We start from the raw sequence: 12,332 nt of genomic DNA, 5'->3' as shown, positions 1-12,332 counted from the left end.
TTCAATTTGACTAGTCACTAAGCACTAAGCACTAGAGTTATAAAAAAAGCCGTCATAGTTGACGGCTTTTTTGTATCTGAGTTTTTGAATTTAGAAAGTGTACTTAAAAGCATTCGATAAGACCTACATATTACACATTCAATCCATCAAATCCCCAGATTAAATATTCTCTAAACTTAGCAGCTCAGCGTTTGGTTCTGACAGCGTCAAGATAGCCTCTTGAAAGACTGGATTACCTCTGAATAGATTTTCAATCTCTTCAAACTTCTGAGCGATATGCTCTTCTTTTTGATTGCCGGCGATATCTACTGCCGCCACCATAAATATCTTTTTTGGGCCGACCCACTCTAAGTGCAGATAGGACACACTATCGATATCTGGATGATTTAGCAGCTCGCCTAAAACGTATTCATGCATACGGTCAGTGACTCTATGGCCGACCAAGAAATCTCGGTTACGACTGATTAAGAATATGGCGACGACACCCAATAGTAGACCTACGATGATAGATCCTAACGCATCCCAATATGGTTCGCCCGTATAAGCGTGCATCCCCATAGCAGCAGCGGCAATCACCAAGCCGATAACTGCTGCTAAATCTTCAAAGAATACACCGCGCAACGTTGGGTTAGACGTATCTACGACATAGCCAAGTGCACTGATATCGAGCGCTTCACCATGTTTTTTACTCTGTCTGTATGCCTGAACCAATGAGATCCCTTCGAGTACAAACGCCACTGCCAATACGATAAAGCCAATCGTATAGTTAGCCTCAGACTCAGTAGCGTTCCATTCCTTAATACCCGTATAGATAGAAACAATCGAACCTGCCGTAAATACACCAAAAGCAGCAATCATTGACCAAACATAAGACTCTTTGCCATAGCCTAACGGATGGCTTTTGTCAGCAGGTTTGATAGATTTCTTTTCTGCGACGATGAGCAATGTACCATTGCCAGCATCTGCCCATGAGTGAGCTGCTTCTGCAATCATGGAGGCTGAGCCTGTCATAAAAGCAGCAACGGTTTTTGCGATAGCGATAACCAGGTTGGCCCCGACTGCAATCAACACGGTAATGAGTGAGCCTGAATGCTCATCATTGGTTTCAGGGCTTTGATTAAGGGTATGTTTTAATTCAGGGTCATTTGGAATTTTAGGATTGCCCGCCCCACGTGCACGAGGTGTTTGCGCCTTAGGAGAGGCTGGTAAATGGCGCTGGGGATTAGCAATAGATGGCTTTAGACTCATGCTAGACTCACTGAAATAAGCTATTGATAGTAGAATTTTTGCCGTAGATAAATGGCTTGAAACATACATTAGCTTAAAATAAGCGCTCTACTATATCAGTGTCTTTTTAGTGAGTCGTTGTATGAATTATTAATTCAATAAAACTAGATAACTTTATACAATTTCAGATAGCTTTAAATAACTTGGGCTACTTTGCTACCTCGGCATCTGCTTCGTGTTCGCCAAACTGCTTATTAATCTCTTCAAAGTCACAACTAGGACGATGTGAACTTTCCATACGCAGCTTTTTTCGTTCTTTTGCTGCATCCGCTCGACACTGTTGCATCTTGTTTTTGATATCGAGTGGCGGTGCAGAGGTCGGTTTACCATTGTCATCGATAGCCACCATCGTAAAGTAACAACTATTGGTATGACGGACGGTACGACCACGTACATCTTCTGCTTCGACGCGGATACCTACTTCCATTGAAGTGTTGCCAACATAATTGACACTGGCCGCAAAAGTAACCAACTCACCCACATATATCGGCTCGCGGAACATCACTTGATCGACAGACAGTGTCACTACATAGTTACCACTATAGCGACTGGCACAAGCATACGCGACCTGATCAAGCATCTTGAGCAAATCCCCACCATGCACATTGCCAATGAAATTCGCCATATCAGGCGTCATAAGTACTGACATGTATAGCTCATGGTTTAAAGGGGCTTTTTTGGCAGTGGAGCTGGTATTGTATTGCGGCATAATATTCCTTAATGGTTTGACACTTATTTATTATGCCTACCATTTATACAGCAGGTCGCCGTATAGCACAAACGGACCTCTGTCATTAGACAGTCTAGATTGTGTAAATTGGCACTATTTAAACAGCGTTATATAGGCCAAAATAATAAGCATTAGCTCAACCAGTGAAAGCGATAAGCAAGCCATGCCACTATGGCACTAACCGAACCGGTCAAAATACCACCCCATACAAAGTCAACGAGCGCTGTATCTAGTGTAAAGCCCTTATACAGTGCCAAATTGGTAAAGTCGTATGTGCCATAAGCCATCAAGCCAATCAGCCCGCCGAGTAAGAAGATATGACCAACGGATGCGCCAGCTTTGATTTGCGGATATAGAACCAAAATACAAAGCGCCAATATATAAAACATATAAAACACGCCAGCTGCCATCATGTTTGGTTCATCAGCCAATAGATGCCCGATACGCGACTCATAAAAGGCGCCTTTCATAGTCGTCAGCCAGACAGCATCGACACCCAAAAAGATAACCACAGCAGCGAGATAAATAAAAACGTAACCCATGATATTACCTCTTATAAAATGAATAGAAACGGATAGAATTTATAATGTCAGTCTTGGTTGGATAAAGTCTAAAAATGCCAGAATACGCGAAGATACGGCACTGTTTTTGTAATATACTGCCTGTATGGCTTCACGGTTGTTTGGTCTGACTATCGCCTCGGGCAATACTTCAACCAATCGTCCAGACTCCAAATCTTCACCAATCATAAAATGTGACAGTAAAGCGATACCTTGATGATTTAAACACAGCTGACGCAAGGTCTCGCCGCTACTGCCAGTCATATGAAAATTCAGTTTAACTGGTGTTTTTAGTGGCCAGCTATTTAGTTTTGACGCATCGTTAAAGCCAATTAATTTATGAGTGCTCAAATCATCAACATTCAAATCATCAATATGAGTCACCTCATTATGCTGATGTAAATATTCAGGACTGGCTACTAGCCGCAGCTTACTTTTACCTAATAGACGTGCATGCAAATTTGAGTCTTTTAAGTCGCCAATTCTGATAGCCAGATCCGTCTTGTGCTCAAGCAAATCAATAATATTGTCATGTGAGGTAAGATCGAGAGTAATGTGTGGATACTGCGCCACAAAATCACCAACCAAAGGCGTCAGTTGATGAAAGACAAACGGGCTCGCGGCGTCAATCCGTAAATGCCCACTCGGCGCTTGTTTTAACAGCTTAATCGCCTCTTCACCGGTATATAACGTATTTAAACTTTCACGCGCATATCTTATAAAGACATGCCCTTCCTCCGTCAGCTCCAAACGCCGTGTCGTTCTATTTAGCAGCGTGCATTGCAGCGTATCTTCGAGTCTGGACACCGCACGAGATACCTTAGCTACTTGCTGATTCAATAAGTTGGCAGCGCCAGTAAAGCTGCCCGTGTCTACTACCGTCAAAAATATCTCTATGTCTTCTGTTTTAGCATGTCCCATCATCATGATTACCTTTACAAAATTGACAAAGGTATTTTGTCATTTGTGCTGTTTTTTGCAAACTATAAATCGGTCAAACTACGCGCATCATTTAATTATTAGGATGTCGTTATGCCACTCGCTTTATGGGCGCTTACTCTAAGCGCATTTGCAATTGGGACAACCGAATTTGTCATCGTTGGATTGGTACCAACTATTGCCGCAGATCTAGGCGTGAGCTTACCTTCAGCAGGGTTACTCGTTAGCCTATATGCTGTCGGTGTTGCCATCGGCGCCCCTATACTTACCGCACTCACTGGCCGCTGGAACCGCAAAATCGTACTGATGAGCCTAATGGGTCTGTTTGTCATGGGTAACTTGCTGGCTTGGCAAGCACCCAGTTATGAAACCTTAATACTTGCCCGTATCTTGACCGGTCTGGCGCATGGTGTGTTTTTCTCTATTGGCTCCATGATTGCTACCAGCCTTGTCAGTAAAGAAAAAGAAGCCAGCGCGATTGCCATTATGTTTACAGGACTTACCGTGGCGCTCGTCACTGGCGTACCCCTTGGTACATGGATTGGACAGCATTTTGGCTGGCGCGCTACGTTTTTGGTCGTCTCAGCACTGGGTTTAATCGCTTTAATCGGTAGCGCAATATTAGTACCAAAAAACCTTAAGAAATCTATCCCTGCAACGTTCAAAGAGCAATTACAAGTCATTGTAAAACCACAGTTACTGCTGGTTTATTTAATGACTATACTTGGCTATGGTGGTACGTTTACGGCATTTACTTACTTAGCACCTATCTTAGAGCAGCAAACCAAATTTGCGCCATCAGCCATTGGTCTTATCATGCTCGTATATGGCGTGTCCGTTGCTATCGGTAATATCTGGGGCGGCAAACTTGCAGATAAACGTGGCCCTATTAGTGCGCTTAGCATTATATTTAGCGCCTTAAGTATTATTCTTTTACTGTTCACATTTACTATGCAATCCAAGATTGCCGCGGTGCTGACTATTTTGGTATGGGGTGCTTTCGCCTTTGGTAATGTACCGGGCCTACAAATCTACGTGGTCAAACAAGCTGAAAAGTATACGCCGAACGCTGTCGATGTTGCCTCTGGGTTGAACATTGCTGCATTCAATATCGGTATTGCATTAGGCTCGATCATCGGTGGTAGCGTGGTTGAAAATATGTCACTGCAAGACACCGCTTGGATCGGTGCTGTCATCTCTTTAATGGCATTAGCGGTCACACGCTATTCAGGTCTGCGTGATAAGCGTGCCCTGCAAACATCATAGAACCTTTCAACGTACAACCTTTCGATGTAGAGCTCTTTAATGTACAACCTCTCAACATATGGGTCTCAAACTGTTTAGACAGTATGAGACCCTATGAATGTTATAAGCAAACCATATCTGTATCACCTAACTTATACTGGTGCTGTGTCTGTCATATCTGCATCATTAAAGGCTGTCTCGTCATTCAAAACTGTTTTATGATTTAAGACGACAGATGGCAGATCAGAAAAATGCAGCGTATCAATGTTGTTAGGCTTTACCGCAGTAACTTGTACCACACCGATCGTGCGCTCCAAAAAACCACCTTCGCAATAGCAAAAGTAAAACTCCCATAGGCGGATAAAGGCATCGTCATAGCCAAGCGCTTGAATCTCTGCACGCTGCGCCATAAATGCAGCACGCCAGTCACGTAGCGTATACGCATAATCGAAGCCATAATCATGCAATTGCTTGACGACCATATCGGTCTGTTCAGTAAATTGTGTCGTCAGTTCTTGGTTTGAGAGCAGACAACCACCTGGGAAAATATGCGTTTGAATAAAATCAACCGAGTCGATATAGTCTTGATAATTCTGATCGTTAAAGGTGATAGCCTGTAATACCATAAGACCTGTTGGCTTGAGTAAGCTATTACACTTAGCAAAGAAAGTCGGTAGATACTCATGCCCCACCGCTTCAATCATCTCGATACTGACTAGCTTGTCATATTGACCTGTCAACTCGCGGTAATCTTGCTTGAGTAGCGTGATTTTGTCAGACAGCCCTGCCGCCTCGACTCGTCGCTTCGCTTCATCATACTGGGCATCAGAGATAGTCGTGGTGGTCACATGACAGCCGTAGTGCTTAGCCGCAAAGATAGCAAAGCCGCCCCACCCTGTACCGATTTCAATCACATTATCATCAGCGCTGAGCTGTAAACGTTGGCATATGAGCGACAGTTTGTGCTGTTGCGCATCGCTAAGCGTCACGTCAGGCGTAGGATAGACTGCTGATGAGTACATCATCGTATCGTCCAAAAACCGCTCATACATATCGTTGCCCAAATCATAATGCGCTAGGATATTAGATTTGGAGCCAGATTTGTCATTACTACGCAGCTGATGCTTCGCTTTTTCAAAGGCTTTACTGACACCTGCAAAGCGATTCTCTAGTTTATTCAATACAGCTAAGTTACGAGCCGCCAAACGAATCAAACCTGTCAGATCATCCGTATCCCACTCACCATCGATATAACTGTCTGCTAGCGCGATAGAGCCACCAAGCAATAGCTGACGATAGACAGCAGGATCATGAATCTGTAGCGTCACATGTAGCGAATGGCGACCAACCGCCGAGCTACTAGCGTCATTAGTAGCTACTTTACCAAAACTACTTGTCTTAGGTTCCTGCTCATCGAATGTCTCAATCAACGTGAGGCTACCAAACTGAATGTGCTGTAACGCACGAAATATAAGCTTTCTAGCTAAGTTATTCACACTATTGCTGACTGGCTGTAGTACCGCGCTTTCATTAACTACTTTGCTCACACGAGCAGTTAATTTTTCTAGTTTTGTGACTGGTGCTCGATCGGTCGGTCGTGCTGGCATCTTGTATTTATCCTTGTTTAAATGCTTTATTTTTAGTGGTTCATTTTCAGTAGTACATTGACGAGATTTTTGGATTGTTGATATTTAAAAATTGCTGTAACTATAAGACATTTTTTGCGCTCAATACTACTGTCTGCTTTTCTACTGTCTGCTTTTCTGTTGACTGTCGGCCAATTTTTCATCGTAGTTGATATACGGTACTTTTTTTATCGCATAGAGCTTAAACGCGTGCCAATAAATACGGGTTAAGGACGTCATATTCATCAAAGGGTTTTTTTGCAAGCTATGACGAACAGCCTCTTCTGTCATTGGCACCCCTGATATCTTTATGCCAGTTTTTAATACTTCACCGCGCTCATCGCTGATATTGATAGCAATACGCACTTGTAAGCCAGTATTAGGCAGCTTATCCGTTTTTGTACCTTTTACCGTAACCTGCCAGCGGTACAGCTGATCGATGGGGTTAAAAGGTGATACGTGAAAGTCCTTGTCATGACAGAACTCAGTATCCTCTCCTTCTAACAAAAACCCGTAGTAATGACGCTTGTCCCAAGGCGTATTAGACACTTCAGCTAACAGATGAGTGGGCGTTTGCTGCGCATCAAACCCTAAGTAAAAGTTAACTGGGCTAAAGTACATGCCAGCATTACGGCAGACGAGCAATCCCAACATATCGCCTTCAGGTGCGCTACCTGCATGTTTTTCAAATGCCTGACTTAGACGTTTTTTCAGCGCTTGAACAGATTCTATATTACTATCAAGTTTTTTTTCATTGCTTAGGCTATTATTACTCTGTAGGTCAGTATGCTGTAGATAATCATTAGGACAGAATCGTTGTAGCGCCTTTTTCTTTGCTGAAAATAGAGGCAGACCTTTTGCTAGCAGCTTTTTCGATAATACTTTAGGTAATGGTAATTTTTCTAAAAACTTACTCTGATCAAATGCTGCCGTGTTAATTTCAGGAAGTTCCTTCCCTTTCGCAAGCGCGCTAATATTAACGCCCCAATAGCGATAAGGGTAGACGAATTTATTCACACTAGGTAGCAGCCGACTGTGCCATGTCGTACCCTCAAACAGCTGATGCGGCAATGCAGTGGTATCATAAGAATACTCATGACTTGGCATAGCATTGGTATCTTGAGCGGACGTGGTCATAAATAGTCTCTTGGGTAACGGCGTACTTTTTATATAGCGAATCTTTCAAAACACTTAGAATACATAACGGCATTAATCGTCATATTATTTGGTTTTACGGCGACCGAATAAGCCACGCTTCTTATATTGGCTCGTATCAGCAGTTGAACTCTGTAAACGATCAGCATACTCAACCAGCTCCTGATTGGTTGTCGCTGTGGTTACTTCACGCTTGTTCAGTCTACGTAATTTGGTATCCGCTTTTATAGGCAAGTCTTTATAACGAAACGGCGTATGCGCGCTATCAGCGTCAGGTAAATGAGCTGGATCAACCTCGTCTTTTATATCAATATCAAGCCCAAGCGCCTGACAGACGCGTAATCCACTGCGTACGCCATCTTCATGAAAGCCATTAAACCAATAGGCTCCGCAAAAATGCGTGTGCGAACCGTTACCAGAGATACTCGACCATTTAGTCTGTGCCTCAATCATCGCAAGATCGAATACTGGATGACTGTAATCAATGCTCTTAATTATCTGCTTATCATCGACGCTTTTGTTGTCTACAGCTGGATTTAGGGTGACCAAATAATTGTGTTTTTTGGTCAAGCGTTGCAGGATATTCATGTGATAAGTCAGCACTGGCTTTGCAGGTATCTGTGCGTTTCCAGCCGCTTGCTCATCCTTAGTATTACCTGAAACTGTTTCATCTATTAAGTAATTCCAGCTTGCCCATGCCAGTGGTTTCTTAGGTAAAACACTGGTATCGGTGTGTAGTACCGCTGTGTTCTTGGTAAAGCGGAAATGACCTAATACTTCAGATTCATCGGTGCTCGTATCCTTTAAAATCTTTAGTGCGGTATCTGCATGACACGCAAATATAACTTCATCGAATACAAGATTTTCGCTACGATTGTTAGCATTACCTTTATCCTGCACTGTCAAAGCATTCTGTACTGTCAAAGTCACTTGATCGCCATCACGAACCACAGACTGTACTGGGCTATTGACTAGTATCTTGCCACCCGCTTTAATAAAGCGTGGAATCAGTTTATTGACGTACTGCTTTGAGCCGCCTTTTATCGTAAACCACTGCGGACGATTGACCACATCCAGCAACCCGTGGTTGTCAAAGAACTGTGCAAAAAACACCAAAGGAAATTCTTGCACTTCATCTAGGCTGGTTGACCATATAGCCGATACCATTGGCAATAGATAGTTATCAGTAAATAGCTGACCGTATTTTTTTTGTGCCAAATAACCACCGAGCGTTTGCTCTGCAAAGCTACTGACATCTTGTCCTTGAGAGCGCGCACTATCATAATCCTGACGTAGCTGTTTGATATGCTTATTAAACTGCAAAATATCTTTGATAAACTGCCAGAATTTTGGATTGAGTACATTTTTACGTTGTGATAATAAAGTGTTGAGCGTATGGCCATTGTATTCAAAATGACGTGCAGTATTTTTGACAGAAAAGCTCATATCTGTTGCCTGGAACGGCACTTGCAACTCATGAAGCAAACGAAAGAAGTTCGGGTATGTGCGCTCGTTAAAAACAATAAATCCTGTATCTATCGCACTACTCTCTACATTGCTACTCTTTGCTTTTTTACCGTCTTGTAGTGCCACATCAATCGTGTTTACATGCCCGCCGATATAATCATTGGCTTCAAATACCGTCACATCATGTTGCGTACCTAGATAATGGGCGCATGTCAGTCCTGATACACCTGAGCCGATGATAGCGATACGTTTTGAGGTAGTCTGACGGTCAGAATCTGTTGCAGCATCGGTAGCATTTTTTTGGTTACTTGCACGCTTGAAACGAGTAAACGGCATAAAAGCATTCCCTTTTGTGTTTTTCTGTCGATATGATGGCTAAGAGTTCTATCAATGGTAGATTATTTTTTATTAAGTTTTTCACTAACTTGCTGCCAGACCAAATCAGGCAACGTACCCAATGCTTTTAAAGGCATGGTTAGTTTTTTTGGAAATTCAATCACGTCATGCCCACTTTTGATACCGTCGCGTATGGCTTGACTAGCCTGCGCTGGCGTCTGGATAAACGGCATCGGAAAGTCATTCTGTTTGGTCATCGGTGTTTCGACAAAACCAGGTACGACTAAGCTGACTGACACATCATGCGGAGCAAGGCTAATCTGTAGGGTCTTCATTAGATAATGGATAGCAGCTTTTGAGCTACCATAGGCTTCAGCGCGCGCAAAAGGCACATAAGCAGACGCTGAACCGATACCGACCAAGCGACCTTTTGAAGCGATTAGTTTTGGTAACACCCCTTCAATTGCATGGGATAAGGTACCCATGTTTACCGACATTACTTTCATAAACACACTGCTATCAAAGTTCGGCATATCTAAGTATTCACACATACCAGCGCCACAAATTGCCAAATCAACATTGACGATTTTTTCAAAAGCTTCGATAACCTTTTCTCGATCCATTAGGTCTAAATCAATCGTTTCTGCGCCTAACGCCTGAAGTTCAGCCAACGCTTCGTCGTCACGGCCAACTGCATATACATGATGATTTGCTAGCAGATAGTCTTTTGCCAACTGCTTACCAATGCCCGACGTCGCCCCAGTAATGAGAATATGTAATTTTTCAGTAGAATCTGTCATCGTAAATATCCTTTTTGAGTATTCTTATCTTTATTAAGTATTTTCATAATATGAAATTAATGCTCTTAAACTGATTACCTAATAAAACCTTAGACCTTTGATAGCAACTAGCTATTAATTATCGTTATTCTTCGCAGATATCATTGGGCGCATTTTATTAAGCTATAAGCCATTTTATTTAACAAATCTAAATAATTATAGTGGTTGGCTACAGGTTTATTGTTGTGTCTTCGCAATCGTCTGGGCTCAAGCTTAATATAAGCATGTTATTTGTCATCTTTATAAGGGTGCTACTATCACAAGCAACGACACAATATTCTGTTACTAGCGTCGTAAGACAGCTCAATATCAGCATGCTACAATGCAAAAATTAGCAATCGCGTCGTTTGCCGAAGCATTATTACCATCATCTATAATCGAATGACCACCGTATTACGGTAAGATAATGCTATCTTTTCCTAAACTATCTGACATCTTGTCCTGATAGCAATGAAAACGTTATATAATTAATATCAGATTTTCACCAATCCCACCCTCATATAAAAAAGGATCTCTCATGAGCGAGTTGCAACTGTCTGACCGCGTCAACAACATCCAACCATCACCTACGCTAGCGATTACCAATAAAGCCAAAGAGCTCAAAGCAGCTGGTAAAGATATTATCGGTTTGGGCGCTGGTGAACCTGATTTTGATACTCCTGAACACATCAAAAAAGCAGCAATCGATGCAATCAATGATGGCTTTACTAAATATACAGCTGTTGATGGTACGCCAGAGCTAAAAACAGCCATCATCGAGAAGTTTAAGCGCGACAATGACATCAGCTACGAGCCAAACGAAATCCTAGTATCGGTCGGTGGTAAGCAGTCATTCTTTAACCTTGCCCAAGCGTTTATCAATCCTGGCGATGAAGTCATCATCCCAGCACCATACTGGGTCAGCTATCCTGACATGGTTATCATCGCAGAAGGTGTGCCAGTCATCGTCAAATGCCCAGCGGAGCAAGACTTCAAAATTACCCCTGAGCAGTTAGAAGAAGCGATCACTGACAAGACTAAACTATTGGTATTAAACAGCCCATCTAACCCAACAGGTATGATTTACACATTAGATGAGCTAAAGGCCATCGCTGAAGTATTGAAAAAACATCCACAAGTCTATGTAGCTTCAGACGATATGTACGAGCACATCCGCTGGACAGGTGATAAGTTCTACAACATCTTAAACGCGGCACCTGAGCTAAAAGATCGCGCAATCATCTTGAACGGTGTGTCTAAAGCATATGCAATGACAGGCTGGCGTATCGGCTATGCGGGTGGCCCTGCTAAGCTAATCGGCGCGATGAAAAAGGTACAGTCACAATCTACCTCATGCCCAACGTCAATCAGCCAAGTGGCAGCGGAAGTCGCTATCAGTGGTGATCAGAGCGTACTAGAGCCGATGGTAGCCGCCTTTGAGAAACGCTGTGACCTAGTCGTAGATGGTTTAAATGCCATTAAAGGCATTACTTGCTTGCGTCCTGATGGCGCATTCTATGTATACCCAAATATCGTACCGCTCATCAAAGCAGCTGGCCTGTCATCATGTACTGAATTCTCAGCATGGTTATTGGACAAAGTAGGCGTGGCAGTTGTACCTGGCGATGCATTCGGTCTTGGCGGCTATATGCGTATCTCGTACGCTACTGATGAGGCAACATTAAAAGACGCGCTATCGCGTATCGAAAAAGCAGTGGCTGATTTAGACATTGCTGAATAAAACGTAAAGAGCAACGAGTCTTACCGCTGTTCATAAAAAATACGCCCTCTGTACACTATAGGGCGTATTTTTTTACGCGAGTCTTGGGCATAACTAGGAAAAACACACTATCTCATCATTAAAATGACAATTTTTACTAATTATGCAAAAAAAGGCTTGACGTATTTTTTAACTTTGCTAGAATACGCCCCACTTAGCAAGAACTCGTTAGAGACTTCTAAGGCTCGTTGTAAGCGATTAAACACTTACAGCCTATTCTCCAATAGCTCAGTTGGTAGAGCAACGGACTGTTAATCCGTGTGTCCCTGGTTCGAGCCCAGGTTGGAGAGCCACATTTTAGTAGTAAATTTCTTGAGTCAACTTTGATTCAATTATGGCATTTGCCAAAACCCTCATCAATTTGATGAGGGTTTTTTTATGCGTATCGTT

General features: G+C 42.8%; 10 protein-coding genes and 1 tRNA gene. 3 read left to right on the top strand and 8 right to left on the bottom strand.

Annotation, left to right across the window (positions count from 1 at the left end):
• Positions 1-159 precede the first annotated feature (159 nt).
• The 4 genes from ABFV72_RS09650 to ABFV72_RS09635 all read right to left on the bottom strand — a co-directional run bounded on the left by ABFV72_RS09650 (position 160) and on the right by ABFV72_RS09635 (position 3,501).
• Positions 160-1,248: a cation diffusion facilitator family transporter gene (locus ABFV72_RS09650; protein ID WP_347163415.1), complete on the bottom strand. Its 1,089-nt coding sequence runs from the start codon at positions 1,246-1,248 to the stop codon at positions 160-162.
• Positions 1,249-1,435: 187 nt separating this feature from the next.
• Positions 1,436-1,996 (bottom strand): acyl-CoA thioesterase, encoded by a 561-nt coding sequence (locus ABFV72_RS09645; protein WP_347163414.1) that lies wholly within the window; start codon positions 1,994-1,996, stop codon positions 1,436-1,438.
• Between the two features lie 152 nt (positions 1,997-2,148).
• Entirely contained in the window at positions 2,149-2,559 is a 411-nt protein-coding gene (locus tag ABFV72_RS09640; RefSeq protein WP_057760908.1) for a DUF2177 family protein, read from the bottom strand.
• 39 nt (positions 2,560-2,598) lie between these two features.
• A complete protein-coding gene (locus ABFV72_RS09635) occupies positions 2,599-3,501 on the bottom strand; it encodes a LysR family transcriptional regulator (RefSeq protein ID WP_347163412.1) in 903 nt (300 codons plus the stop codon).
• 108 nt (positions 3,502-3,609) lie between these two features.
• Here ABFV72_RS09635 and ABFV72_RS09630 point away from each other — a divergent pair, with 108 nt between their 5' ends.
• On the top strand, positions 3,610-4,782 hold the full coding sequence (locus ABFV72_RS09630) for an MFS transporter (RefSeq protein WP_347163410.1): 1,173 nt from the start codon (positions 3,610-3,612) through the stop codon (positions 4,780-4,782).
• 131 nt (positions 4,783-4,913) lie between these two features.
• Here ABFV72_RS09630 and ABFV72_RS09625 read toward each other — a convergent pair whose 3' ends face one another.
• The 4 genes from ABFV72_RS09625 to ABFV72_RS09610 form a co-directional block, all read right to left on the bottom strand.
• Positions 4,914-6,368, bottom strand: a complete 1,455-nt coding sequence (locus tag ABFV72_RS09625) for a cyclopropane-fatty-acyl-phospholipid synthase family protein (RefSeq protein ID WP_347163409.1) — start codon at positions 6,366-6,368, stop codon at positions 4,914-4,916.
• Between the two features lie 141 nt (positions 6,369-6,509).
• Positions 6,510-7,523, bottom strand: coding sequence for a DUF1365 domain-containing protein (locus tag ABFV72_RS09620; protein WP_347163407.1), 1,014 nt, complete (start codon positions 7,521-7,523; stop codon positions 6,510-6,512).
• Between the two features lie 84 nt (positions 7,524-7,607).
• Complete coding sequence (locus ABFV72_RS09615) at positions 7,608-9,344, bottom strand: NAD(P)/FAD-dependent oxidoreductase (protein WP_347163406.1); 1,737 nt, start codon at positions 9,342-9,344, stop codon at positions 7,608-7,610.
• A gap of 62 nt (positions 9,345-9,406) precedes the next feature.
• Positions 9,407-10,144 carry an SDR family NAD(P)-dependent oxidoreductase gene (locus tag ABFV72_RS09610; RefSeq protein ID WP_347163405.1) on the bottom strand — a complete coding sequence of 246 codons (738 nt, stop codon included), beginning with the start codon at positions 10,142-10,144 and terminating at the stop codon, positions 9,407-9,409.
• Between the two features lie 556 nt (positions 10,145-10,700).
• Here ABFV72_RS09610 and ABFV72_RS09605 point away from each other — a divergent pair.
• Positions 10,701-11,903, top strand: a complete 1,203-nt coding sequence (locus ABFV72_RS09605) for a pyridoxal phosphate-dependent aminotransferase (protein ID WP_347163404.1) — start codon at positions 10,701-10,703, stop codon at positions 11,901-11,903.
• Positions 11,904-12,159: 256 nt separating this feature from the next.
• Positions 12,160-12,235, top strand: a tRNA-Asn gene (locus tag ABFV72_RS09600).
• Positions 12,236-12,332: the final 97 nt, after the last annotated feature.

It is taken from the genome of Psychrobacter proteolyticus (genome assembly GCF_039762275.1).
GTDB classification, from domain to species: domain Bacteria; phylum Pseudomonadota; class Gammaproteobacteria; order Pseudomonadales; family Moraxellaceae; genus Psychrobacter; species Psychrobacter proteolyticus_C.
The sequence above is the reverse complement of the archived record's forward strand: the minus strand, read 5'-3'. Positions and strand labels throughout refer to the sequence as shown.